The organism is Paraburkholderia terrae, from assembly GCF_002902925.1.
In the GTDB taxonomy this organism is placed as follows: Bacteria; Pseudomonadota; Gammaproteobacteria; order Burkholderiales; family Burkholderiaceae; genus Paraburkholderia; species Paraburkholderia terrae.
Window position 1 is genome coordinate 486,675 of sequence record NZ_CP026111.1, and the last position, 25,422, is coordinate 512,096.

Genomic DNA, 25,422 nt, shown 5'->3' on the forward strand with positions numbered 1-25,422 from the left:
GGCGGAAACGCTTGTCCAGCAAGGGTTTTCGTGTTGATCGCCAACACTGCGCGAGGCGTCGAAAGGCGTCGCGCGTCAACTGTGTAACGTTACTGATACGCCGCGCGCGCGGCATGCGGCCGTAACGTCTTCGAAGAGACTACGGGTTGTCAGATGACAAACGCCGCCCGAAGGCGGCGTTTGTGTTTCATTCGCGATATCGCGTCTGCTTGCTTACCACTCGGCGACGCTGCCGTCCTCATGACGCCATACCGGGTTGCGCCAGCGATGGCCGACCTTCGCCATTTCGCGCACCTTCTCCTCGTTCACTTCGATGCCGAGACCCGGCCCTTGCGGGATCGACACGAAGCCGTCTTCGTACTTGAAGACTTCCGGGTTCTTGATGTAGTCGAGCAGATCGTTGCCCTGGTTGTAGTGAATGCCAAGGCTCTGTTCCTGGATGAACGCGTTGTAGCTGACGGCGTCGATCTGCAGGCAGGTGGCGAGCGCGATCGGACCGAGCGGGCAGTGCAACGCCAGCGCGACGTCGTAGGCTTCCGCCATCGACGCGATCTTGCGGCACTCCGTAATGCCGCCCGCGTGCGACGCGTCCGGCTGGATGATGTCGACGTAACCGCCCGCGAGAATGTGCTTGAAGTCCCAGCGCGAGTACAGACGCTCGCCGAGCGCGATCGGCGTGCTCGTCTGGTTGACGATGTCGCGCAGCGCCTCGACGTTCTCCGACAGCACGGGCTCTTCGATGAACATCAGCTTGAACGGATCGAGTTCCTTCGCGAGCACCTTCGCCATCGGCTTGTGGACGCGGCCGTGGAAATCCACGCCGATGCCGACATTCGGGCCGACCGCTTCGCGCACAGCCGCGACGTTGTTGATGACGCCTTGGACCTTGTCGAAGGTGTCGATGATCTGCAACTCTTCGGAGCCGTTCATCTTCACGGCCTTGAAGCCACGCTCGACGACGGCGCGCGCATTGTTCGCGACGTCGCTCGGGCGGTCGCCGCCGATCCACGAATACACCTTGATGCGATCGCGCACCTGGCCGCCGAGCAGCGTATGCACGGGCACGCCGTGGAATTTGCCCTTGATGTCCCACAGCGCCTGATCGACGCCCGCAATCGCGCTCATCGAAATCGGGCCGCCGCGATAGAAGCCGGCGCGGTACATGACTTGCCAGTGATCTTCAATATTGCGCGGGTCTTTGCCGAGCAGATAGTCCGAGAGTTCGTCGACGGCGGCTGCGACCGTGTGCGCGCGGCCTTCGACAACCGGCTCGCCCCAGCCGACGATGCCCTCGTCGGTTTCGATCTTCACGAAGCACCAGCGCGGCGGAACGATGAATGTCTCGATTTTGGTGATCTTCATGGCGGGAGCGTCTCCTTTGCTTGCAAAGCCAATCGCAGTTGATGGCCGCGGCGCGCCTGTTCGTCCCGTTAATTGGACGCTGGCGGCGCGGCAGTTGAGGAGCCACATCCTACAACAAAATCGCCTTTAAATACTATTAATAGTATTATTCAGCGAAAGGTTTTGTCCGGCAGCGATGGGTTTCGCGGATGCGATCGAAGATAATCGCGGGCGGTCCGCGTTTGCAGGACGCGCGGTGCGAAGCACAAGACCAACCCACAATCAGCATCAGGAGAACCGACATTCAGCGAGATCTGCATGGCCGCGTGGCGTATCTGCTCGGCACAGCCATTCTGCGCGGCGACTACGCGCCTGAATCCATCCTGCCGCGCGAAGCGGAGTTGATGGAGGCGTTCGGCGTCAGCCGCACGGTGCTGCGCGAAGCGTTGCGCACGTTGACGTCGAAAGGGCTGATCGAATCGCGGCCGCGCGTGGGAACGCGTGTGCGTCCAAAGCCCGCGTGGAATCTGCTGGATGTGGATGTGCTCGACTGGTATTCCCGCGTGGCGCCCGCGATGGACTTCGCGCTCAAGCTGCAGGAAATGCGCGAGATGATCGAGCCGTATGCGGCCGCGCTCGCCGCCGCCTCACACAGCGACGCGACCTTCGGCGCGCTCGACGCCGCGCATTCGGCGATGGTCGCAGCGCGCAATGTCGACGAATGGGTGCGCGCCGATCTGCAATTCCATCTGAGCGTGCTTGCCGCGTGCAGCAACGAACTGCTGATACCGCTCGGCACGCTGATCGAACGCACGCTGGAAGCGCAATTACGGCTGAATGCGAAGCGCGCCGATGTGTTCAACGCGTCGCTGGCCGAGCATACGGCCGTGTTCGAAGCGATCCGCGATCGCGATGCGCCGCGCGCGCGTCACGCGATGGCTTCGTTGCTCGGCGTGACGCGCGGGCGGATCGAAGGCTGATCTTCGCGAAAAGGACCGCGTGCGGCTCAGTCCATCGCCGCGTGCGCGACGGATTCATCCGGTATTTTGCGCGACGGGCGTATCAGCAGCACAAGCGGGATCACGGCCAGCGTCGCGACGAACATCAGCTTGAAGTCGTTCAGATACGCGATCATCGCGGCCTGCTGCGTGATCGACACATCGAGCACGGCCATATCCATGCGCGAACCCGTCGCGAGGATCGGCGCAACCACGGGATTGAACGCCGTCACGTTCGCCGCGAGATCCGAGTGCGAGACCTGCGTGTTGCGCGTGAGCAGCGTCTGCACAATCGAAATGCCGATACTGCTGCCGATATTGCGCATCAGGCTATACGTGGCGGTGCCGTCGGCACGCAACGCGGGCGTCAGCGTCGAGAACGTCAGCGCGCTCAACGGCACGAACACGAGACCGAGGCCGAATCCCTGAATCACGCCCGGCCACACGATATCCGACTCCGACAGTACGATCGTGTATTGCATCATCTGCCACAGCGCGAACGCCGATACGAGGAAGCCTGCGAGCAGCATCAGGCGCGCGTCGATATGTTTGAGCAGGCGTCCCGCGAACAGCATTGCGATCATCGTGCCCGCGCCGCTGGGCGCTGTCACGAGACCCGTCGTCGCGACGGGATAGTTCATCAGGTTCTGCAGCATCGGCGGGAGCAGAGCGCGCGTCGCGTACATCACTGCGCCGATGATGAAGATGAAAAACGTGCCCGTCGCGAAGTTGCGGTCTTTCAGCAGTTCGTACTTGAAGAACGACGTCTTGCCGACGGTCGCCGTATGCGCGATGAAGAACGCGAAACTGATCGACGCGATCAGTGCTTCGATCACGATCTCATGCGAGCCGAACCAGTCGAGCTGTTCGCCGCGATCGAGCATCGCCTGCAACGCGCCGATCGCGAGGCCGAGCGTCGCGAAGCCGAACGCATCGAATTTGGCGTCATGTTTCGGTTCGCGCGACGGAAGGAACGTCAATATGCCGAATAGCGCGAAGGCGCCGACCGGCACGTTGATGAAGAACACCCAGCGCCAGTTGTAGCTGTCGGTGAGCCAGCCGCCTAGCGTCGGGCCGAGAATCGGGCCGACCATCACGCCCATGCCCCACACGGCCATCGCCTGGCCCTGCTTGTCGCGCGGATTGATGTCGAGCAGGATCGACTGCGACAGCGGCACGAGCGACGCGCCGAAGATGCCCTGCAACAGCCGTGACGCGACGATCTGCGTCAGCGTTTCGGACAGCCCGCACAACGCCGATGCGATCGTGAAGCCGCCCACTGCGAACATCAGCAGGCGCTTGACGCTGAGCCGGTCGGACAGCCAGCCGGTGAGCGGCGTCGCGATCGCGGCGGCCACGATGTACGACGTGAGCACCCACGTGATCTCATCCTGCGATGCCGACAGCGTGCCCTGCATATGCGGGAGCGCGACGTTGGCGATGGTGCTGTCGAGTGTCTGCATCAGCGTCGCGAGCATGATCGCGATCGTGATCATCGGACGGTTCAGCTCGACGGCGGGTTTTGCTGCCGGCGAATCGGAGGCCATGAGGCGGAGTCTTCAGAATAGTAAGCATGCTTATTGTATAGGTCGAAGATTTTTATGCATACGCTGAGTTTCCCGGAGTCGTTGTACGCTGCGGGTTTTGGGCGTAGTGCGTGCTCCGGGGAAATTGGCTTGGCGCGCCGCTTCGTATAATCGCGCGATGAAAACCCATTTTGACGAGCGCTTCGGCTTTCTCATTTCGGATGTCGGCCGGCTGGTCGGCAAGCGTTTCGACGACCTCGCGCGGTTGTCGGTCGATCTGACGCGCGCGCAGTGTCGGGCGCTCGCGTATCTGTCGTTTTACGGCGATATCAACCAGGCGCGGCTCGCGGACCTGCTGGAAGTCGCGCCGATTTCGGCTGGCCGGTTGCTGGACCGGATGGAGGAGGGCGGCTGGATCGAGCGCTTGGGCAATCCGCGCGACCGGCGCGAGAAGCAGATCAGGATCACGGAGAAGGCGGAACGGACGCTCGATGAAGCCAAGCGGGTCGGCGATCAGGTCGCGGCCGAAGGGCTGAGCGGGCTAACCGACGAGGAGACGAAGCAGCTCATTTCGTTGCTGCAGAAGGTGCGGGGGAATTTGACGAGGATCGTCGACAAGTGAGGCGTGTGCGCTTGTCTGGATCGGTTGCGCGGTCTTCGAATTTTCCGGGCTGAGTTTAGAACTGAGCTGGAAATGAAAAAGCCGCTGTTTCGTGAGAAACAGCGGCTTTTTTTGAAGCTGGTGGCGAATCAGGGATTCGAACCCCGGACCTGCGGATTATGATTCCGTCGCTCTAACCGACTGAGCTAATTCGCCGAAAGAAGCGAGATTATGAAGATGCCGGCGGGGGCTGTCAACCCCCGCGCGACAACTTTTTGCGAGAACTCCGGTTACCTACGCCGCGCTCAATCCTGAGCGTAGATATTGGAGTCTTTGGTCTCCCGCACGAAAAGCAGACCGATCACGAAGGTGGCCAGCGCGATGATGATCGGATACCACAGCCCCGAGTAAATATTGCCCTTCGCCGCGACGATCGCGAACGCCGTCGCTGGCAGGAAGCCGCCGAACCAGCCATTGCCTATGTGATACGGCAGCGACATCGACGTGTAGCGGATCCTCGTTGGGAACATCTCGACCAGCATTGCCGCAATTGGTCCGTACACCATCGTCACGTAGATCACGAGGATCGTCAGGATCACAACGGTCATCGGCCAGTTGATCTGCGATGGATCGGCCTTTGGCGGATAGCCGGCCGTCTTCAGCGCGGTGCCCAGGTTCTTGTCGAACGCCTTGCCCGCGTCCTTGGCGTCGGCGGCCTTGCCGTCATAAGTATCGATAGTCGTGTCGCCGACCTTGATCTGCGCGAGCGTGCCCGCCGGCGCCGCCACGTTGTCATAGTTCAAGCCAGCTTTCGACAGCGCGCCTTTCGCGATATCGCAGGAGCTCGTGAACTTCGACGTACCGACCGGGTTGAACTGGAACGAGCACTCGTCCGGATTGGCGATCACGACGATAGGCGACTTCTGCGTCGCGGCTTCGAGCGCCGGGTTCGCATAGTGCGTCAGTGCCTTGAAGAGCGGGAAGTACGTCAGCGCCGCGATCAGGCAACCGGCCAGGATGATCGGCTTGCGGCCGATCCGGTCGGACAGCGAACCGAAGAACAGGAAGAACGGCGTGCCGATCAGCAGCGCGATCGCGATCAGAATGTTCGCGCTAGCGCCATCGACCTTCAGCGTCTGCGTCAGGAAGAACAGCGCATAGAACTGGCCCGTGTACCAGACAACTGCTTGGCCAGCCGTCACGCCAATCAGAGCCAGAATGACGATCTTCAGATTCTTCCATTGGCCGAACGCTTCCGACAGCGGTGCCTTCGACGTCTTGCCTTCAGCCTTGATGCGCTCGAAAGCCGGCGACTCGTGCAGTTGCATCCGGATCCACACCGAGATGCCGAGCAGCACCAGCGATGCGACGAACGGAATGCGCCAGCCCCATGCGCCGAATGCGTCTTCGCCCATTGCCGTGCGCACGCCGAGAATCACGAGCAGCGACAGGAACAGGCCGAGCGTCGCCGTCGTCTGGATCCACGCGGTGTAGAAGCCGCGACGGTTGGCGGGCGCATGTTCCGCGACGTAAGTCGCTGCGCCGCCGTACTCGCCGCCGAGGGCAAGACCCTGCAGCAGACGCATCGCGATGAAGATCACCGGCGACGCCATGCCAATCGCCGCATAGCCCGGCAGGAAGCCGACCACGCAGGTCGACAGACCCATGATCACGATCGTGATCAGGAACGTGTACTTGCGGCCGACCATGTCGCCGAGTCGCCCGAACACTAGCGCGCCGAACGGACGCACCGCGAAGCCGGCTGCGAAGCCGAGAAGGGTAAAGATGAACGCGGCTGTCGGATTGACGCCTGAGAAAAAGCTCTTGCTGATGAAGGCCGCGAGCGAGCCGGCCAGATAAAAGTCGTACCACTCGAAAACCGTGCCCAACGATGACGCGAAGATTACCCGTTTCTCTTCTTTCGTCATCGGCGCGTGCGAGATTTGCCCGCTTACGGTAGCCATATGTCGTCTCCAGTATTGATATAAGTCGCGGCTCGCCAGGTCGGGCGTGTCCGTGTAGCGATTATTGGAGTGGAAACTTACGGCGTTCTGACTCGGGAAGGGTTTGTTTGGGAGTGTCGAAAATCGTGGAATTTCGGGCTTGATGTTCGCAACATCGGCTATTGCATGCTTTATTGCGGCGAAACTGGTGGCATGTTAGTGCCGACTAAAATGCGTGAAACTGACGGATTAGGGTAAATCCCGTACACGATCCATCATCCTTAAACTGACGCGAACGAGGGTTCCGGCGAGGCGCGGCGACGTCTGATAGACGTTGTCCTCGATGGCGAGCGTGCCGCCGTGCATCGTCGCGATTTCGCGGACGATGGCCAGACCCAGCCCGCTGCCGTCGCCTTCGCGCCCGAGAATCCGGTAGAAGCGCTCGACCACGCGTTCACGCTCGGCGGCGGGAATGCCAAGGCCCGTGTCTTCTACCTCCAGATGAGCCATGTGTGCGACGTCGTCGCGCCGTACACGCACGGTGATCCGTCCGCCAGATGGCGTGTAGCGGATCGCGTTGTCAATCAGGTTGGACAGCATCTCGCGCAACATCACTGGGTTGCCTTCCACTTCGATCGCTTCTTCGGGCGTTTCCGGACCTTCGTAGCCAAGATCCATCTGCTTCGCGAGCGCGGGCTGGACCCAGTCGCGCACGGCACTGCGGGCAACGTCGCCAATCTCGACGGGCGTGAAGATCTGGCCGGACATCCGGTTCTCCGCGCGCGCGAGTGCAAGCAACTGCGTGACGAGCCGCGCGGCGTGCTCCGAGCTCGTCGCGATCTGCTCGAGTGAGCGATGCACTTCCGCCGACGCATCCTGCCGCAGCGCCAGTTCGGCTTGTGTACGCAAGCCTGCGAGCGGTGTCTTCATCTGATGTGCGGCATCGGCGATGAAGCGCTTTTGCAGTTCCATGTTCTGTTCGAGGCGCGTCAGCAGATCGTTGAACGACGTGACGAGCGGTTCGATTTCCGGCGGCGCGCGGCGTGCTTCGAGCGGTGACAGGTCGTCGGGGCGCCGCGCGCGGATATGCGCCTGCAGCGCATGCAGCGGCGCAAGACCGCGCGACAGCCCGAACCACACGAGCAGGATGGCGAGCGGGAGGATCACGAACTGCGGCAGGATCACGCCCTTGATGATGTCGTTGGCGAGCGCGCTGCGTTTGTCGAGCGTCTCGGCCACCTGCACGAGCACGGGCTGCGCGCCCGGCGTCTGCGGAAACTCGACGGTGGTGTAGGCGACGCGGATGTCGTTGCCGCGCACCATGTCGTCGCGAAACTCGACGATGCCCGGCTGCGGCCGGTCTTCCTCGCGCGGCAGCGGCATGTCGCGGTCGCCCGCAACCAGCTCGCCGCGCGTGCCGAGCACCTGATAGAACACGCTATCTATATTGTCGGCACGAAGAAAATCACGTGTCGAATCGGGCAGCGTCAGTTCGGCGATGCCATTGACGGGGTGAATCTGCCGCGCGAGCACATAGGCGTCGGTTTCGAGCGCGCGATCGAACGGTCCGTTCGCAATCGACTTCGCGACCAGGTACGTGACGGCAAGGCTCATCGGCCATAACAGCAGCAACGGCGCGAGCATCCAGTCGAGGATTTCGCCGAAGAGCGAACGCGGACGCGTCTCCGCAGCCGCCTCGGTTTCATCGGGCGGCGCGAAAGGATTCGCGTAGCGCGCGTCGCGGACTTCATCGAGATCCGCCGCGTGCGCCGTGGCGCGCGGTGCGCGGACGGACATGGAACGCCTTTACTTGAAGTAGTGGCTTGCGGGCATGGCAGCGGGCGCGTCGGACGGCTCGGACTGCTGCGCCGGGGTCTGGGGCGCGGCCTTCTCCAGACAGTAACCCAACCCGCGCACGGTGATGATGCGCACGCCGCTCGGTTCGATCTTCTTGCGCAGCCGATGCACGTACACCTCGATCGCGTTGTTGCTGACTTCCTCGCCCCATTCGCAAAGGTGATCGACCAGCTGTTCCTTCGACACCAGCCGCCCGATCCGCTGCAACAGAACTTCGAGCAATCCTAGCTCACGCGCGGACAGATCGATAACCTGCTCGTTGGTATAGGCAATCCGGCCGACCTGATCGAACGACAGCGAGCCGTGCTTGACGACAGTCGGTCCGCCGCCCGCGCCGCGCCGCGTGAGCGCACGCACGCGCGCTTCGAGCTCGTTCAGCGCGAAGGGCTTGGCCATGTAATCGTCGGCGCCGAGATCGAGGCCCTTCACGCGCTCGTCGACGCTGTCGGCTGCCGTCAGGATCAGCACGGGCACGTTCGAATTGCGCGCGCGCAGACGCCGCAGCACCTCGAGGCCAGACATTTTCGGCAGGCCGAGATCGAGGATGACGAGGTCGAAAGTCTGCATCGACAGCGCGGTATCCGCTTCCGCTCCCGTCTTCACATGGTCAACGGCGTATGCCGATTGGCGGAGTGATCGGACGAGACCGTCCGCGAGTATGCTGTCGTCTTCGGCAATGAGAATTCGCATGATGCGCCCTGCCCGGCCGGCACCGGGGCGCCCGGCGCACAGCGTCTCCGAAAAATTTTGTCGGTAGTCGGTGTTGTCCGTTTGCACATGTGGACGTCCACATGCGAATCGGGCTTGCCAAGACTACTGTTTTTTTATACAGTGTCTGCGTTTAGCGTGCTGGTTGGTCGAACCGGGTTCACAACGGCCTGCACACCTGCCTCAGACGCCGTTCATCATAGCAAAGGACGATTCATGGAAGAAAGCAAGAAAGGCTCGGCTGGACTGACTGCGGAAAAGAGCAAGGCACTCGCGGCCGCGCTTGCGCAGATCGAAAAGCAGTTCGGCAAAGGGTCGGTCATGCGGCTCGGCCAGGGTGAGGCAGTCGAAGATATCCAGGTGGTCTCCACGGGATCGCTGGGCCTCGACATCGCGCTGGGCGTCGGTGGTCTGCCGCGTGGCCGTGTGGTGGAAATCTACGGGCCGGAATCGTCGGGTAAAACCACGCTGACGCTGCAGGTCGTCGCCGAAATGCAGAAGCTTGGCGGCACGGCAGCGTTCATCGACGCGGAACACGCGCTAGATATTCAGTACGCGCAAAAGCTCGGCGTGGACGTCAGCGACCTTCTGGTTTCGCAGCCGGACACGGGCGAACAGGCGCTCGAAATCGCGGACGCGCTGGTGCGTTCGGGTTCGATCGACATGATCGTGATCGACTCGGTTGCGGCGCTGGTGCCGAAGGCCGAAATCGAAGGCGAAATGGGCGATTCGCTGCCGGGTCTGCAGGCGCGTCTGATGTCGCAGGCGCTGCGCAAGCTGACGGGCACGATCAAGCGCACGAACTGCCTCGTGATCTTCATCAACCAGATCCGTATGAAGATCGGTGTCATGTTCGGCAACCCGGAAACCACGACGGGTGGTAACGCGCTGAAGTTCTACGCGTCGGTGCGTCTGGACATTCGCCGTATCGGTTCGATCAAGAAGAACGACGAAGTGATCGGCAACGAAACGCGCGTGAAGGTGGTGAAGAACAAGGTGGCGCCGCCGTTCCGCGAAGCGATCTTTGACATTCTCTACGGAGAAGGTATCTCGCGTCAGGGCGAAATCATCGATCTCGGCGTGCAGGCAAAGATCGTCGACAAGGCGGGCGCCTGGTACAGCTATAGCGGCGAACGCATTGGTCAAGGCAAGGACAACGCGCGTGAATTCCTGCGCGAGAATCCGGACATTGCACGCGAAATCGAAAACCGTATCCGTGAATCGCTGGGCGTGAATGCCATGCCGGCGGGCGCTGCCGTCAGTGCCGACGAGGAAGTGGGCGAAGAGGAGTAATCGTCGCGTGATACGCAAGGGCCGCTCTGCTTCCTCGACTACGGGCGCGGGACGCAACGGGGGCGGCCCGCGTGACGACGATGCATTCGAATCGTCGTCACGCTTGTCTTCAAGCCCGTCTGCTTCTACGGCAGCATCGTTTTCAGAGCACTCGTCATCCGACGATTTCGATCCATTCGAATCGTTCGATGCTCACGATCGTGCCGCCGGTCTGGGTGCCACTTCGCGTGATCGCCCGGATGCGGATGCCAGCAGCGAAGAAGTCACCTATACGCGCTCGCGTCGCCAGCCAGGCGAAGTCAAACCCGCTGATACAGCGAGCCGCGCCTCGCAACGTCCCACACGCTCTCTCAAAGGCCGTGCGCTCGGCTATCTTTCGCGCCGCGAGTACAGTCGCGCGGAGTTGTCGCGCAAGCTCGCGCCGTACGCGGAAGAGGGCGAATCAATCGACACATTGCTGGATTCACTCGAAAGCGAGGGCTGGTTGTCGGATTCCCGTTTCGCAGAAAGCCTGCTTAATCGGCGTGCGTCGCGCATGGGCGCGGGCCGCATCGTCAATGAGCTCAAGCGTCATTCGGTCGGACAGGAACTGGTCGAAGAGGTGAGCGCGCAGTTACGCGAAACCGAACTGGCGCGGGCTCAGGCCGTGTGGCTCAAGAAGTTCGGCACCTTGCCCGAAACGCCCAACGAACGCGCGAAGCAGGTGCGCTTTCTTGCCACGCGGGGTTTTTCTCAGGGGATCATCGGGAAGATTCTCAAGGGAATCGACGAAGACTGACCGTCCGAATAGGGCGGCATGCGGCGCGCAAGAAAATGACGCACTGCACGAAACATCAGGCTGCCACGCCATCATCGAGACCGCTCAAACCCGGGCCCATCAAGCCTCTGCGGGCTTCGGCCAGTCTCAAATACCCAGTATGCTAAAATTCAACGGTTCTTAAATCCGGCCTTTGTTCTCGCATGCCGCTCTCCCCGCCAGTGTCCCGACAGTTGCGCCATCGCCGCGCAATCCGAGCGGACGCATACGAGCGTGAAGATGGCCTGTGGGATATCGAGGCATGCCTCACCGACGACAAGCCGCGTGACGTTAAGCTTGCGTCGGGTGTCCGGCCGAACGGCCTGCCGATCCATGAACTCTGGCTCCGCATCACGATCGATCGCAAGCTCAATGTCGTCGACGCTGAAGCGTCGTCCGACTGGGTTCCGTATCCCGGTCTGTGTGAAGTCTCCAATCCCGCCTATCGCGCCCTCATCGGGCTCAATCTGTTGCAAAACTTCCGTCGCGATGCTGCCCGTTTGCTGGCCGGCACGACAGGCTGTACGCATCTCACCGAGTTGTGCGCAATCCTGCCGACTGCCGCCATCCAGGCGTTCGCGGGCGACGTGTGGAATACCGACAAAGGCAGGCCAGGAAGCGAGGAGCAAGCAGGTTCATCCAGTGGGCCGGCAGACGGTTCAACCCGAGGCACGCAAGGCAGCACGGGACAAGACGCCCAAGACAACGCTTCGAGCGGGCAAGCAAGCGAACAGGCGAGCGAGCAATCAAACGACAAACCGCCATTCCAGTTGGGCCGCTGCCATGCGCTGCGGTTCGACGGCGAGGCGGTGCGACAGTTTTATCCGCGCTGGTACGGCCACGCGCCGCGTTCAGCGGATCGCGCGGATGCCGCACCCAACGGACAGGCCGTGAAGACGGCGCGTCCGGAGTAAGCGGTCCAGCCGGAAGCGAAGTTCAATCCAACTCTCAGACTGAAGGGAATCACGCATGAAGATTCACGAGTACCAGGGTAAGGAAATCCTGCGGAAATTCGGAGTCGCGGTACCGCGCGGCAAGCCGGTCTTCTCGGTGGATGATGCGGTCAAGGCCGCTCAAGAGCTTGGTGGCCCGGTGTGGGTCGTCAAGGCTCAGATCCACGCGGGTGGCCGTGGCAAGGGTGGCGGCGTGAAGGTCGCGAAGTCGCTGGACCAGGTTCGTGAGTACTCGAACCAGATCCTCGGCATGCAACTCGTCACGCACCAGACTGGCCCGGAAGGCCAGAAGGTGAATCGCCTGCTGATCGAAGAAGGCGCTGACATCAAGAAGGAACTGTATGTCGGTCTCGTGATCGATCGCGTTTCGCAAAAGATCGTCGTAATGGCGTCAAGCGAAGGCGGCATGGACGTCGAAGAAGTCGCGGAAAAGACGCCCGAGCTGATCCACAAGATCGCGGTCGATCCGTCGACGGGTCTGAAAGACGCCGAAGCTGACGAACTCGCGAAGAAGATTGGCGTGCCCGACGCATCGATCCCGCAAGCGCGCGCGATCCTGCAAGGCCTGTACAAGGCATTCTGGGAAACGGACGCATCGCTGGCCGAAATCAACCCGCTGATCCTGACGGGTGACGGCAAGGTGATCGCGCTGGACGCCAAGTTCAACTTCGACTCGAACGCACTGTTCCGTCATCCGGAAATCGTCGCGTATCGCGATCTGGACGAAGAAGATCCGGCTGAAGTCGAAGCGTCGAAGTTCGACCTCGCGTACATCTCGCTCGACGGCAACATCGGCTGCCTGGTGAACGGCGCCGGTCTTGCAATGGCGACGATGGACACGATCAAGCTGTTCGGCGGCGAACCGGCGAACTTCCTCGACGTCGGCGGTGGCGCGACGACCGAGAAGGTCACGGAAGCGTTCAAGCTGATGCTGAAGAACCCGAACCTGACGGCGATTCTCGTGAACATCTTCGGCGGCATCATGCGTTGCGACGTGATCGCGGAAGGCGTGATCGCAGCTTCGAAGGCGGTCGATCTGCAAGTGCCGCTCGTCGTGCGCATGAAGGGCACGAACGAAGACCTCGGCAAGAAGATGCTGGCCGATTCCGGCCTGCCGATCATCTCGGCAGACAGCATGGAAGAAGCTGCGCAGAAGGTCGTCGCGGCTGCCGCAGGCAAGGCCTGATCGCCCCGGCGCTTATCACCGGATTACGAATGGCGGCGTGCGAGCGGCGCGGGCAAAGCGTATTTGCTGCGCGCAACGCCATTGAGCACGCCACCAAACGAACAGAGGTCAATACATGTCGATTCTGATCAACAAAGACACCAAGGTCATCACGCAGGGCATCACCGGCAAGACCGGTCAGTTCCACACGCGCGCATGCCGTGAATATGCAAACGGTCGCGAAGCATTCGTCGCGGGCGTGAACCCGAAGAAGGCTGGCGAAGATTTCGAAGGCATTCCTATCTACGCTAGCGTGAAGGAAGCCAAGGAAGAAACGGGCGCGACCGTCTCGGTCATCTACGTGCCGCCCGCAGGCGCCGCTGCTGCAATCTGGGAAGCCGTCGAAGCCGATCTCGATCTCGCGATCTGCATCACGGAAGGCATCCCCGTTCGCGACATGATCGAAGTCAAGGACCGTATGCGTCGCGAAGGCCGCAAGACGCTGCTGCTCGGACCGAACTGCCCGGGCACGATCACGCCGGACGAACTGAAGATCGGCATCATGCCGGGTCACATCCACCGCAAGGGCCGCATCGGCGTCGTGTCGCGTTCGGGCACGCTGACGTATGAAGCAGTTGGCCAGCTGACCGCGATCGGCCTCGGCCAGTCGTCGGCAGTCGGTATCGGCGGCGACCCGATCAACGGTCTGAAGCACATCGACGTGATGAAGATGTTCAACGACGATCCGGAAACGGACGCCGTGATCATGATCGGTGAAATCGGTGGCCCGGACGAAGCGAACGCTGCGTACTGGATCAAGGACAACATGAAGAAGCCGGTGGTTGGCTTCATCGCTGGCGTCACGGCGCCTCCGGGCAAGCGCATGGGCCACGCCGGCGCGCTGATCTCGGGTGGTGCGGATACGGCCGACGCGAAGCTGGAAATCATGGACGCCTGCGGTATCAAGGTCACGAAGAACCCGTCTGAAATGGCGCGTCTTCTGAAGGCGATGCTGTAAGAAGTGTTGCGATAAGCTCAAGAAACGTCGGCTATTGCTGACGTTTTTTGATACTCTTACGAAGGCCTTTCGTAAGACGCGACGACAAGCGAGGGAGCGAGCAATTGCTGCCTCGCTTTTTTGTTGCCGTTCGCTTTCGCTACCTTCTATCCTGCTTTCCATGCTCGAATTCCTCACCACGCTCCATTGGGGCGCCGTCTTCCAGATCATCGTCATCGACATCCTGTTGGGTGGCGACAACGCTGTCGTGATCGCGCTCGCCTGCCGCAACCTGCCACCCGCGCAACGCACGAAAGGCGTGCTGTGGGGGACGCTGGGCGCCATCGTGCTGCGTGTCGCGCTCATCGCGTTTGCCGTCGCGCTGCTCGACGTGCCGTTGCTCAAATTCGCGGGCGGCCTGCTGCTGCTGTGGATCGGCGTGCGCCTGCTGGCACCCGCGCCCGACGCGCACGCGAATGTCAAACCCGCCGACAAGCTGGTCGCGGCCATCAAGACGATCATCGTGGCCGACGCCGTAATGAGCCTCGACAACGTGATCGCGATTGCCGGCGCCGCCGAGGCCGCCGAGCCGCATCACCGCATCGCCCTCGTCGTGTTCGGGTTGATCGTCAGCATTCCGCTGATCGTCTGGGGCAGCCAGCTCGTGCTGAAGCTGCTGGACCGTTATCCCTTCGTCATTACGCTGGGTGGCGCGCTGCTCGGCTGGATCGCGGGCGGTCTCATCATCAACGACCCGGCGGGCGACCGTTGGCCCGTGCTCGATACGCCGGTTGCCGAGTACGGCATGAGCATCGCTTGCGCGCTGTTCGTCGTGATCCTTGGTTATGCGATGAAGCGGCGCAACGCCCACCGCATCGCCGGCGACACGCCGCCGGGAACGCATTGACCGCACTCACTCTACCGATGCATCCGCCCGCGCACCATTAGCCATTCGGCCGACTGCCGGCGCGATTCGCGGCTCGCTACGATCGAAGCGCCTGTCCTGATTCCCCGGGGCAGGCGCTTTCGTTTTGAGGAGTCTGCTGATGACCGCTATCGTTGCCGTTGCTTCGTTGTCCACGTTTTGTGCGCCCTGGCTGCGCGCCCACTCGCCGCGCACATGGCCTGTACCGCTTGCTCGCGTCAGGCGTTGGTGGGGCTTCACGCTGATCGAGCTGATGATCGTGCTGGCCATTGTCGGCGTGATCGCCGCGTATGCGATTCCCGCGTATCAGGACTATCTCGCGCGAAGCCGCGTCGGCGAGGGGTTGTCGCTGGCGTCGGCGGCGCAGTTGACCGTCGGTGAGAACGCCGGCAGCGGCAATGCATTCGGCAGCGGCTACGCGTCGCCGCCCGCCACACGCAACGTGCAGTCGATCCACATCGACGACGACACGGGCCAGATTACCGTCGCGTTCACGGCGCGCGTCTCGGACGAAGGCGCGAACACGATCGTGTTCGTGCCGTCTGCGCCTGACAGTGCCGACACGCCCACAGCCCGCGTCGCGCTGACGAAAGGCGCGGCGCAGAAGGGGACCATCACGTGGGAATGCTTTGCGGGCGGCAAGGCTGCCTCGTCGCTGCCGGCTCCGGGAGCGGGTCCGTTGCCCGCCGATGCGCCGACGCTGCCGTCGAATCTCGCGCCTCCCGAATGCCGCAGCTGAGCGGACGTGGAAGATTCGCGACGTAAGTCGGGCATGAGCCCGGTATGAGCCCGGTATAAACCGAACCCGCATCAAAGGCCGTGGCAAAAGTGTCCATGCCACGGCCGGATTCCGGGTTATTTCCGCCGAGCCGGCGCACAGCGTAAGGATTTTTTTGTATAGTGCGCCGGTTGCTGACGTCCCCGGTTACTCATGCCCAACCCTTTCGCACGCTATCTTTCACTGTTCCTATTGGCGTGTGCGTTGATCCTGCCGTATGCAGTCGTCAACCACACGTATCCGATTCCGACCTTCTACGCCGAGTTTACGGCGCTGTCGCTCTATCTGCTGCTGGGCGCGGGCATCGCGTTTCTGGTGTCGACGGCACGGCCGCGCGTCGCGTTCGCTTCGCCCGTCGTCGCGCTGGTGCCGCTGGGGTTCGGCCTCGTGCTGGTCGCGCAGTCGCTCGTGCTGCCCGTCGCGCAACCGTCGATGAACTGGCTCGGCGCCGGCTTCCTGCTCGCCGCATTCATGGCGACACACGCCGGCTTCGGTTTCAGTAGGGCGAATCTGGCGGAGAACGCGTTCACGGTGGCGGCGTTCGCGCTGGTCGTGGGCGGCCTCTTTGCCGTGTTCTGCCAGACGATCCAGCTGTTTCACCTCGAGGTGAAGGTGACTCCACTCGTGGTCGCCTACAGCGTGATGACCGAGCGCCGTCCGTTCGGCAACATGGCGCAGGCCAATCACCTCGCGACGTACATCGCGTTCGCAACGGCAGGCGCGATGTACCTCGTGCAGACGCGGCGTATCAACGTGTTTATCTGGCTGCTCGTGACGGCGATTTTTTCGGGCGGCCTGGCGTTGACGGTGTCCCGCGGACCTTGGCTGCAGATGGGCGTGATCGTCGTCGCCGGTTTCTGGATGGCGTTTGCCGAGCAGCGCCGCAATCCTTCGCGCCGTCGTAGCAATCGCGAGTGGCTGATTCCCGTCGTGCTTGCCGTGTTGTTTTTCGCGGTGAATGCGGCGATCCGCTGGGCGAACGTTCACTACGATCTCGGTCTGGCCCAGTCGGCTGCCGAGCGCATGAAGGATTCGAGCCAGATCGCGCCGCGTCTCGCGCTGTGGAAGTACGGCTGGACGATGTTCCGCACGCATCCGTTGCTGGGCGTCGGCTGGGGCGAATTTCCGCGCTATCAGTTCGATCTGGCGAAAGCGCTGGGCGGCGTCGAGATTGCCAATAACTCACACGACATCTTCATCGATCTGCTCGCGAAGACGGGCCTGATCGGACTGGGTATCGTGCTGCTCGGTCTCGCTGCGTGGTTCGTGCGCGTCGTGCGCGCGCCACATACGGCCGCGCGCGTGTTCGGTCTTGCGCTGATCGGCGTGCTGGTGATGCATGCGCTCGTCGAGTATCCGCAGCAGTACATGTTCTTCCTGCTGCCGGCGATGTTCGTGATCGGCCTGCTCGACACGAAGCCGCTGCGGCTGATTCCGGGCGGCATGTCGTTCGGCGCGTTCCTTGTGATCGTGTTCGGCGGACTGGCTGCGCTGTATCCGATCTATCGCGACTATGCGCGCTCCGAAGTGCTGTATTACGGCTCGCATCCGTTCGATCAGTATCGTGAAGACCCGTCGTTCCTGTTCGGCGCGTGGGGCGAGTACGGGATGGCGACGCTCCTGCCGATGAACTCGCAGGATCTGCCGCACAAACTCGCGATGCATCGCCAGGCAATGGCGCTGTTGCCGGGCGAAACGGTGCTGCGCCGTTATGCCGTGTTGCAGGCGTTGAGCGGCGACACCAACGGCGCGTTCGATACCGTCGACCGTCTGAAGATCTTCGCCGAGGAGCTGCATGACTGGCCTTCGCAGCTCGCGTATCTGTACGATTTGTGCGATCAGCAGAAAACGCTGGGGGCGTTCAAGGCGGAACTGATGAAGAAGTACGGCACGCCGCCGAAGGACATCAACAACGACGACGAAGAGGGCGACGACGAGGATTGACGCGTCGGCCGTCAAATACGAATGCGGCGCGTCGGACGCGCCGCTGATTCAGCGAAGAGTGAGGCCAGGTCTGGCGGCAAGCGCGCCGTAAAACCTCACTCTGCCACCCAATCCCCCGACTTTCCCCCATGCTTCTCCATCACCTTCACATCGGTGATGGTCATCCCGCGATCGACGGCTTTACACATGTCATAGACCGTCAGCAGTCCGACCTGCACGGCCGTCAGCGCTTCCATCTCGACCCCCGTCCTGCCGAGCGTCTCGACCTGCACGCGGCAATGCACCGCTGGGCCCGACTCGTCGAGTTCGAAATCGACCGCAACGCGAGTGAGCGCCAGCGGATGACACAAGGGAATCAGATCGGCGGTGCGCTTCGCGCCCTGGATCGCGGCGATACGCGCGATGCCGATCACGTCGCCTTTCTTCGCTTCGCCTTTGCGGATCAGATCGAACGTGGCGGGCAGCATGCGGATCGTTCCGCGCGCGATCGCGATGCGTTTCGTCTCCGCCTTGCCGCCGACGTCGACCATATGCGCCTGGCCGGCTGCATCGAAATGAGTGAGTTCGGGCATGGTTGGCTCCTACAGAGGGCGCCTATCATAGCAGCGTGAGCGCCGCGGGGCAGTCGGGCGCAGGACGGCGAAGAGTCACGATAGCGCACAAAGCGTGCGGATGCCCGACTGTGGGCAACCCGCCATCCATGAACTGACGAGGAAGCCGAAGCGCACGCATCACCCGGTACAATCAAAAACAAGGCCCATTCCTTCCGGCACCTTACGCCGCTTTCGATTTCGCACATCGTCCGCAATGCGTCTGAAACGGTTTCTCGCTGCATTGTTGTCCGTCACGCTCGCCGTCCCGCCCGCGATCATCGCGCAGCCGTCGAACCTGTCGGAACTGCCGCTCGTCACCGGGCCGCTCGACACGTACGGCGCGACAGCCGTGCCGCACGACATCGCGCCAGGCGTGTTCGGCCTCTACGGCGGCGCGCAGTCGCGCTTCTCGGGCAATCCCGGCGGCAACGCGAGCCTGCGCGCGCCGATGTCGACGCAACAGTTGCCCGATCTCGGTGACGGCTCGGGCGGCTCGCTGACCCCACAAGCCGAACGCAAGCTCGGCGAACGCGTGATGCGCGAAGTACGCGCCGATCCCGACTATATCGACGACTGGCTCGTACGCGACTATCTGAACTCGATTTCCGAAAAGCTCGCGGCGGCTGCAAGTGCGCAGTTTATCGGCGGCTATCGTCCGGACTTCGATCTGTTCGCGATGCGCGACGCGCAGATCAACGCGTTCTCGCTGCCGGGCGGCTTTATCGGCGTGAACACCGGGCTGATCGTCGCGACGCAGACGGAATCGGAGCTCGCGTCCGTCGTCGGACACGAAATGGGTCACGTGCTGCAAAGGCACATTGCGCGGATGATCACGGCGGGCGAGCACAGCGGCTACGCCGCGCTCGCAGGCATGCTGCTCGGCGTGCTGGCGGGTGTCCTCGCGCATAGCGGCGACCTGGGCAGCGCGATCGCCATCGGCGGGCAGGCCTATGCCGTCGACAACCAGTTGCGCTTCTCGCGCGCGGCCGAGCACGAAGCGGATCGCGTCGGCTTTCAGATGCTCGCGGGCGCGGGTTACGACCCATACGGGATGGTGTCGTTCTTCGAGCGGCTCGATCGCGCGTCGATGAGCGACGCGGGCGCGCCCGCCTACGCGCGCACGCACCCGCTGACGGGCGAGCGTATCGCCGACATGTCCGATCGCGCGCGCCGCTCGCCGTACCGGCAGCCGCGCCAGTCGTCGGAATACACGTTCGTGCGCGCGCGGGCGCGCGTGCTGCAGGACCGCTCGCGCAGCGAATACGCGGACGACATCTCGCGGATGCGCTCCGAGATCGAAGATCGCACCGCGCTCAACGTGGCGGGCAACTGGTACGGCATCGCGTACGCGCAGATGCTGCTGGAACGTTATGACGACGCTTCGGCTTCCCTGGCGACCGCGCGGGCTGCGTTCGACGCCAACGTGCGCGCCGAGGGCGATACTTCGCGCAGTTCGCCGAGCCTCGATGTGCTCGCCGTCGATATCGCCCGGCGCGCCGGACGCAACGACGAAGCCGTGCGTCTCGCGGAAATCGCGCAAAAGCGCTGGCCGCAATCGCACGCGGCCATCGAGATGCGTCTGCAGACGCTGCTTACCGCACGCCGTTTCGGCGAAGCGCAAGCGCAGGCACAGCGTGAGACGCGCGCCGATCCGCAGCAGCCCGTCTGGTGGCGTTATCTCGCGCAGGCGAGCGTCGGTACGGGGGACGCGCTGACGCAGCATCGCGCGCTCGCCGAGAAGTTCGCGCTGGAAGGGGCGTGGCCGTCGGCGATCCGGCAGTTGAAGGAAGCGCGCGACATCAAATCGGTCGGTTACTACGACCTCGCGACGATCGACGCGCGGTTGCATGAGTTCGAGGCGCGCTATAAGGAAGAGCGCGAGGACGAGAAGAACAGCAGCTAGCGGTTGTCTTAGGAGGAGGTGCCGCCCGCAGCGACACGCGCTGCAGGACTTGCGACGAATCCGAAGCGCTTCTCAACCTCGGCCTTGCGCAAGGGTTCGAGCTTCAAGATCTCACTGTCACGCCAGCGGAAGTCACCGCTTTGGCCGTCGCTCGCAAGATCCGTGTGCTCGGAGAAGAGATCGAGATCGTGATCGTGCAGCACCGCGGTACGCGCGGGTGTGGAGCGATCGATGAAAAGAATGCCGCCTTCGTCATCGAGATACGCGGCGGCCGGTTCGAACGCCTTGCTACCCTGATCCGTCAGCAAGAGCTTTCCGCTTACGTCATCGCGAGCGAGCCGCACGACGAACGGCGTGTAGCCGAGTTCGACATACACGCGCTGTGGCCCGTTCTGGAAGAACCATTGGCCTGCCTCGTCGGGTTCGTAGTTGCGGTTGATGAAGCCGAGCAGGGCGGTATGCCGAATCGGTTCGCCGGGCGCGCCTGCGGCTTGCGCCGCTTCGTCGCGCATACGCCAGTTGCCGCGCCGGTCGAGCAGCAGCCAGCCTGTGCAATGCGGCACGTTCGGCCATTTGGCCAATGCCTGCTTGACGATGTCATCCATGTCGCGTGAACGGGTCGAGGTAGCCGAAGATCCGGCGCGAAAGCCAGTCGATCCGGCCGGGGAAGGGGCCCGTCATGAAGCCGACGTGTCCGCCATGCTCCGGTTGATCGAGTTCCACCGTCGATGATACCTCGCTGCGCGACGGCAACACCGCCCCCGGCAGGAACGGGTCGTTGCGCGCGTTGAGGACGAGCGTCGGTACGGTGATTTCGGGGAGCAGCGGGCGCGTGGTCGAGCGCGTCCAGTAGTCGTCCGCGTTGCGAAAACCGTGCAGCGGCGCGGTTACGACCTCGTCGAACTCATGCATCGTGCGGCTGGCGAGCACGTCGTTCAGATCGTACAGGCCGGGATACTGCTCAAGCTTTTGCTGTGCCTTCAGCTTGAGTGTCTTCAGGAAGCTGCGTGTGTAGATCAGCCCGAAGCCTTGCGACAGCGCGCGGCCGCCCGCGTGGACGTCGAGCGGCGCGGAGATCGCCGCCGCCGCCGCGATGATCGACGCGTCTTCGCGGCGCTCGCCGAGCCAGCGCAGCAGCACGTTGCCGCCCAGCGACACGCCGGCCGCCACGATCGGCCCCGGGTGCTGCTCGCGCAGCCGCCGCAACACCCAGTCGACTTCGTTGCTGTCGGCGAGGTGATAGAAGCGCGGCAACAGGTTCATCGGACCGCTGCAACTGCGAAAGTGCGGCACGACGCCGTGCCAGCCGCGCATTTGGGCGCTCGCCATCAAGGTGCGTGAATAGTGAGAGTCCGAGCTGCCTTCGAGCCCGTGAAACAGCACGAACAGCGGCGCATCGGCGGCTGCGGGAGAGGCCGCGAGCGGATCGGGCACGAGCCAGTCGAGATCGATGAAATCGCCGTCCGGCGTATCCCAGCGCTCGCGCCGGTAGGTCACCTCGGGAGGGCGGCCGAACAGCGCGGGAACAATGGTCTGGATGTGGCTGTTGGGAAGCCAGAGCGGGGCGCGGTAAAGCATGTCGACAGTCGCCTCGACTGACGTGCCCACGGCAGCCCCAACCGCAGCCGCGGCTGCATCGAGGGCCGGTCTGGAAGAAACTTTATTGTCGTGGGTCGTGCTCATGCCAACACCGGTATTCAGTCGAAGCCCCGAGCCATGGTCTTTGCCGGGACTTCCGTCAAGCTGGTCTCGCGGGGCGCGTCAGTGCAGCGCGCCCTGACCATGTCTCATTTTCGCAGCAAACTGTGAGGCAGTTTCGTTCGGCATCGCACTCGCGTGAATATGCGCGATCTTCCATTCGCCGCGCTCGTGGACCATCACGTAGGTCGTGAAGACCATTGCCGGGATGGCAGCGGGGTCGGCGGGCCGATGCGCTTCAGCAATCGCGTAGACAACGGTGCCGAGACTGTCGTAAACGCGGATGTCGAGCGGTTCGATCGACACCGGCTGCGCTTCGAGCTGAACGGTCAGCCCCGAGCGGATCGCGTCGAGCCCATGCAGATGCGAGCCGTCGGCGCAGATACAACTGACGAATTCCTCGTCGATCCACAAGCCCATCAAACTGTCGATATTGACCTCCGCGACTGCCTGGTAATAGGCATTCAACGTGTCCGCAGCGGCTTCGAAGATGTGGGCAAAACGTGGCATGGCTCGTCAGCCTCTTGCGCGCAAGGCGCGCGGTTGCGGGTCAGTGATGTGCAGCAGGCCATCCGCCAGCATGCTCGCGCCTCAAGACGCGGGCATGACGCTGCAGGCGCACGGGACGGCGCCCCGCGCGAAGCTCGACGGATAGCGCAGCAGGCGCTTCGACGATCCGACGGTCCAACGCTCAGCGTTGCGCGAGCAACATTCCACGTAGATCGTCGAACACCTGTTCGGCGCTCAGTTGCCGCAGGCAGTTCAGATGGCCCAACGGACATTCGCGCTGAAAGCACGGACTGCACTCGAGATGCAGCCATTGTACCTTTGCGAGGTCCGACAAGGGCGGGGTGTGGCGCGGATCGGTCGATCCGTACACGGCGACCAGCGGACGGCGCAGCGCGGCTGCGACGTGCATCAGCCCGGAATCGTTGGTGACGACGGCGCTCGCCCGCGAGATCAGCGCACAGGCTTCGCCCAGCGCCGTCTGGCCGCACAGGTTGCGCACGTTCGGCGCGCGGTCGGCGATGGCCTGGGCGATTGGCGCGTCTTTCGGCGAGCCGAGCGCGATGATCTTCGTGTACGGGAACGACTGGCCGACCATCTGCGCAAGCGCCGCGAAATGCTCGGGCGGCCAGCGTTTCGCCGGACCGTACTCGGCGCCTGGGCAGAACACCAGCAGCGGCACGCGCGTGTCCAGATTGAAGCGCGTCGACACGCGCGACGCTTCGTTCAGGTCGGCGTCGAGCCGGGGCGGCGGCAGTTCGTCGGGCGCTTTCGCGCCAGGCGTGTACGCAAGCGCCGCGTATTGGCCGACCATCGGCGGACGCTCGTCCTTGCGCGGGTTCGCGTGCCGCACGTTCAAGAGCCCGTAGCGGCTTTCCCCCGTGTAGCCGATGCGCAGCGGAATGCCCGCCATCCACGGAATCAGTGCGGACTTCAGCGAATTGGGCAGCACGTAAGCCGCGTCATAACCGACGTCGCGCAAGTCGCTCGCGAGCTGCCAGCGGCGCAGCATCTGCAGCTTGCCGTGCGCGAGATCGGTCGCGTAGACATCACGGATTTCCGGCATCCGTTCGAGCACGGGCGCGACCCAACTGGGCGCGACGGCATCGATCGCGATACGCGGATGCAATTTCACGAGGCGCGCAAACAGCGGCTGCGCCATCAATGCGTCACCGATCCAGTTCGGTGCGATAACCAACGCGCGACGCATCAGGGTGAGTTTCCGATGTCGAAAATAAGGCGCCGCGCGCTCGAGGCGCGCGGTGCCGGGTTGTCAGGGAATATGGACTGCAGCTCAGGCTATATCGGCGCGCGCGGCAGGAAGTTCAGCCTTCCGCCTGCTCCATCGAGCGATGCGCGGTGCCGCAGCCCAGGCGGCAGACGAAGCAGTGCAGCGGATCAGTGACCTTTGATCACTTCGCCGTCGCGCAGCTTGTAGCGCGTGCTGCAGTAGGGGCAGCGCGCTTCGCCGTGCGTCACGTCGATAAAGACGCGCGGATGGTTGCTCCAGCGCGGCATCGACGGGTTCGGGCAATACGCGGGAAGATCTTTCGCCGACAGTTCGACCAGCGGCATTTCCTTGATTTCGCTCATAGGGACTTTCTCGTTGTATGCACAATGCGGGCGCGCCCGGCTTTCTGCCTGCCGCGACGTGCCCGTTCAGATTCAGATCTTCGTCAGCCAGTGCGCGTACTTTGCGCTCTTGCCGTTCACGATGTCGAAGAAGCCCGTTTGCAGCTTCTCCGTGATCGGGCCGCGCGTGCCCGAGCCGATGGTGCGGTTGTCGAGTTCGCGGATGGGCGTGACTTCGGCGGCCGTGCCCGTGAAGAACGCTTCGTCGCACGTATAGACTTCGTCGCGCGTGATGCGCTTTTCAATCACTTCGATGCCCGCATCTTTCGCCAGCGTGATCACGGTGTCGCGCGTGATGCCGTCGAGGCACGACGAGAGATCCGGCGTGTACAGCTTGCCGTTGTTCACGAGGAAGAAGTTCTCGCCCGAGCCTTCCGACACATAGCCGTCGACGTCGAGCAGCAGCGCTTCGTCGTAGCCGTCGGCCGTGGCTTCCTGGTTCGCGAGAATCGAGTTGACGTACCAGCCCGACGCCTTCGCGCGGACCATGGAGACATTCACGTGATGGCGCGTGAACGACGACGTCTTCACGCGGATGCCCTTCTTGATGCCGTCTTCGCCGAGATACGCGCCCCACGGCCAGGCGGCGATCGCGACGTGAATGGTGTTGCCCTTGGCCGACACGCCCAGTTTTTCCGAGCCGACCCAGATGATCGGGCGCAGGTAGCACGACTCCAGCTTGTTCTCGCGGACGACTTCGCGCTGCGCGGCGGCGAGCGTTTCGTGGTCGAAAGGGACGTCCATCTGGAAGATCTTGGCCGAGTTCAGCAGGCGCTTGGTGTGTTCCTGAAGACGGAAGATCGACGTGCCGCCATCAGCCGTCTTGTAGGCGCGCACGCCTTCGAAGACGCCCATGCCGTAGTGCAGCGTATGGGTGAGGACGTGGATCTTGGCGTCGCGCCAGTCGATGAGCTTGCCATCCATCCAGATCTTGCCGTCGCGGTCGGCCATTGACATACGATTCTCCAGGCGGTGCGGGTTCGCGGGTTCAGATTCTGACGTCCGATCGTGACGTCGCTAGTGACGTTCGACTGTGGCGTCGGTTTTCAGTGTTCGGCGCGTGGCGAGACCACGACAGATGCGTTCGGGCCACGCAGCGAAAAGCGATATTTTAGCGTCTTTTGCACAATCAACGGGCATTTGCGGGCACCCCGGACGCTATAATCCGGCGGTCGCTGAAAACTAACCGGATGCGCCAGCGGCTGCTACACGATCTGGCGCTGACCTCCTGTCATCGTGGCGCTTATCGCGCTGCGCTGCATTC

The 25,422-nt window shown here is 62.9% G+C and carries 23 protein-coding genes and 1 tRNA gene; 11 read left to right on the top strand and 13 right to left on the bottom strand.

Annotated features, from left to right (window positions below; genetic code table 11):
- Nucleotides 1-213 precede the first annotated feature (213 nt).
- Nucleotides 214-1,362 (bottom strand): galactonate dehydratase, encoded by a 1,149-nt coding sequence (dgoD, locus tag C2L65_RS02180; RefSeq protein ID WP_042311053.1) that lies wholly within the window; start codon nucleotides 1,360-1,362, stop codon nucleotides 214-216.
- Nucleotides 1,363-1,550: 188 nt separating this feature from the next.
- On the opposite strand from dgoD, the gene C2L65_RS02185 reads away from it, so the two are divergent.
- Nucleotides 1,551-2,321: a FadR/GntR family transcriptional regulator gene (locus C2L65_RS02185; RefSeq protein ID WP_042311050.1), complete on the top strand. Its 771-nt coding sequence runs from the start codon at nucleotides 1,551-1,553 to the stop codon at nucleotides 2,319-2,321.
- 26 nt (nucleotides 2,322-2,347) lie between these two features.
- Here the strand turns inward: C2L65_RS02185 and C2L65_RS02190 are convergent, their stop codons facing one another.
- Nucleotides 2,348-3,886 carry a DHA2 family efflux MFS transporter permease subunit gene (locus C2L65_RS02190; RefSeq protein WP_042311048.1) on the bottom strand — a complete coding sequence of 513 codons (1,539 nt, stop codon included), beginning with the start codon at nucleotides 3,884-3,886 and terminating at the stop codon, nucleotides 2,348-2,350.
- 157 nt (nucleotides 3,887-4,043) lie between these two features.
- Here C2L65_RS02190 and C2L65_RS02195 point away from each other — a divergent pair, with 157 nt between their 5' ends.
- A complete protein-coding gene (locus C2L65_RS02195; protein WP_042311047.1) occupies nucleotides 4,044-4,487 on the top strand; it encodes a MarR family winged helix-turn-helix transcriptional regulator in 444 nt (147 codons plus the stop codon).
- A gap of 118 nt (nucleotides 4,488-4,605) precedes the next feature.
- Here C2L65_RS02195 and C2L65_RS02200 read toward each other — a convergent pair.
- The 4 genes from C2L65_RS02200 to C2L65_RS02215 all read right to left on the bottom strand — a co-directional run bounded on the left by C2L65_RS02200 (nucleotide 4,606) and on the right by C2L65_RS02215 (nucleotide 8,956).
- Nucleotides 4,606-4,682, bottom strand: a tRNA-Met gene (locus tag C2L65_RS02200).
- Nucleotides 4,683-4,771: 89 nt separating this feature from the next.
- A complete protein-coding gene (locus C2L65_RS02205) occupies nucleotides 4,772-6,430 on the bottom strand; it encodes an MFS transporter (protein WP_042311045.1) in 1,659 nt (552 codons plus the stop codon).
- A 228-nt stretch (nucleotides 6,431-6,658) separates the two neighbouring features.
- Entirely contained in the window at nucleotides 6,659-8,206 is a 1,548-nt protein-coding gene (locus tag C2L65_RS02210; RefSeq protein WP_042311043.1) for a sensor histidine kinase, read from the bottom strand.
- Nucleotides 8,207-8,215: 9 nt separating this feature from the next.
- Nucleotides 8,216-8,956, bottom strand: coding sequence for a response regulator (locus tag C2L65_RS02215; RefSeq protein ID WP_042311083.1), 741 nt, complete (start codon nucleotides 8,954-8,956; stop codon nucleotides 8,216-8,218).
- A gap of 234 nt (nucleotides 8,957-9,190) precedes the next feature.
- Here C2L65_RS02215 and recA point away from each other — a divergent pair, with 234 nt between their 5' ends.
- The 8 genes from recA (at nucleotide 9,191) to C2L65_RS02255 (ending at nucleotide 17,825) form a co-directional block, all read left to right on the top strand.
- Nucleotides 9,191-10,267: a recombinase RecA gene (gene recA, locus C2L65_RS02220; protein WP_007586120.1), complete on the top strand. Its 1,077-nt coding sequence runs from the start codon at nucleotides 9,191-9,193 to the stop codon at nucleotides 10,265-10,267.
- A gap of 7 nt (nucleotides 10,268-10,274) precedes the next feature.
- Nucleotides 10,275-11,045 carry a recombination regulator RecX gene (gene recX / locus C2L65_RS02225; protein ID WP_042311041.1) on the top strand — a complete coding sequence of 257 codons (771 nt, stop codon included), beginning with the start codon at nucleotides 10,275-10,277 and terminating at the stop codon, nucleotides 11,043-11,045.
- Between the two features lie 182 nt (nucleotides 11,046-11,227).
- Entirely contained in the window at nucleotides 11,228-11,977 is a 750-nt protein-coding gene (locus C2L65_RS02230) for a DUF2889 domain-containing protein (protein WP_103254505.1), read from the top strand.
- Between the two features lie 55 nt (nucleotides 11,978-12,032).
- Nucleotides 12,033-13,202 (top strand): ADP-forming succinate--CoA ligase subunit beta, encoded by a 1,170-nt coding sequence (gene sucC / locus C2L65_RS02235; protein WP_042311039.1) that lies wholly within the window; start codon nucleotides 12,033-12,035, stop codon nucleotides 13,200-13,202.
- 115 nt (nucleotides 13,203-13,317) lie between these two features.
- Nucleotides 13,318-14,199, top strand: coding sequence for a succinate--CoA ligase subunit alpha (gene sucD, locus C2L65_RS02240; RefSeq protein WP_042311037.1), 882 nt, complete (start codon nucleotides 13,318-13,320; stop codon nucleotides 14,197-14,199).
- Between the two features lie 160 nt (nucleotides 14,200-14,359).
- On the top strand, nucleotides 14,360-15,085 hold the full coding sequence (locus tag C2L65_RS02245) for a TerC family protein (protein WP_042311036.1): 726 nt from the start codon (nucleotides 14,360-14,362) through the stop codon (nucleotides 15,083-15,085).
- A gap of 139 nt (nucleotides 15,086-15,224) precedes the next feature.
- On the top strand, nucleotides 15,225-15,842 hold the full coding sequence (locus C2L65_RS02250; protein WP_042311033.1) for a pilin: 618 nt from the start codon (nucleotides 15,225-15,227) through the stop codon (nucleotides 15,840-15,842).
- A gap of 192 nt (nucleotides 15,843-16,034) precedes the next feature.
- Nucleotides 16,035-17,825, top strand: coding sequence for a PglL family O-oligosaccharyltransferase (locus C2L65_RS02255; protein WP_042311032.1), 1,791 nt, complete (start codon nucleotides 16,035-16,037; stop codon nucleotides 17,823-17,825).
- A 95-nt stretch (nucleotides 17,826-17,920) separates the two neighbouring features.
- Here C2L65_RS02255 and moaC read toward each other — a convergent pair whose 3' ends face one another.
- Entirely contained in the window at nucleotides 17,921-18,397 is a 477-nt protein-coding gene (moaC, locus tag C2L65_RS02260; protein ID WP_042311030.1) for a cyclic pyranopterin monophosphate synthase MoaC, read from the bottom strand.
- 235 nt (nucleotides 18,398-18,632) lie between these two features.
- Here moaC and C2L65_RS02265 point away from each other — a divergent pair, with 235 nt between their 5' ends.
- Complete coding sequence (locus C2L65_RS02265; protein WP_042311028.1) at nucleotides 18,633-20,321, top strand: M48 family metalloprotease; 1,689 nt, start codon at nucleotides 18,633-18,635, stop codon at nucleotides 20,319-20,321.
- An 8-nt stretch (nucleotides 20,322-20,329) separates the two neighbouring features.
- Here C2L65_RS02265 and C2L65_RS02270 read toward each other — a convergent pair whose 3' ends face one another.
- The 6 genes from C2L65_RS02270 to C2L65_RS02295 all read right to left on the bottom strand — a co-directional run bounded on the left by C2L65_RS02270 (nucleotide 20,330) and on the right by C2L65_RS02295 (nucleotide 25,115).
- Nucleotides 20,330-20,926 carry a DUF2946 family protein gene (locus C2L65_RS02270; RefSeq protein ID WP_042311026.1) on the bottom strand — a complete coding sequence of 199 codons (597 nt, stop codon included), beginning with the start codon at nucleotides 20,924-20,926 and terminating at the stop codon, nucleotides 20,330-20,332.
- A complete protein-coding gene (locus tag C2L65_RS02275; protein ID WP_233446468.1) occupies nucleotides 20,919-22,004 on the bottom strand; it encodes a hydrolase in 1,086 nt (361 codons plus the stop codon). The genes C2L65_RS02270 and C2L65_RS02275 overlap by 8 nt, the downstream gene beginning before the upstream one ends.
- 78 nt (nucleotides 22,005-22,082) lie before the next feature.
- Nucleotides 22,083-22,529, bottom strand: coding sequence for a nuclear transport factor 2 family protein (locus tag C2L65_RS02280; RefSeq protein ID WP_042311022.1), 447 nt, complete (start codon nucleotides 22,527-22,529; stop codon nucleotides 22,083-22,085).
- A 181-nt stretch (nucleotides 22,530-22,710) separates the two neighbouring features.
- The gene (gene waaF / locus C2L65_RS02285; protein ID WP_042311019.1) at nucleotides 22,711-23,736 is read right to left on the bottom strand and encodes a lipopolysaccharide heptosyltransferase II; all 1,026 of its coding nucleotides are present in this window, start codon (nucleotides 23,734-23,736) and stop codon (nucleotides 22,711-22,713) included.
- A 188-nt stretch (nucleotides 23,737-23,924) separates the two neighbouring features.
- The gene (locus C2L65_RS02290; protein ID WP_007590092.1) at nucleotides 23,925-24,119 is read right to left on the bottom strand and encodes a zinc-finger domain-containing protein; all 195 of its coding nucleotides are present in this window, start codon (nucleotides 24,117-24,119) and stop codon (nucleotides 23,925-23,927) included.
- A 72-nt stretch (nucleotides 24,120-24,191) separates the two neighbouring features.
- A complete protein-coding gene (locus tag C2L65_RS02295; protein ID WP_042311017.1) occupies nucleotides 24,192-25,115 on the bottom strand; it encodes a branched-chain amino acid transaminase in 924 nt (307 codons plus the stop codon).
- Between the last annotated feature and the right edge of the window lie 307 nt (nucleotides 25,116-25,422).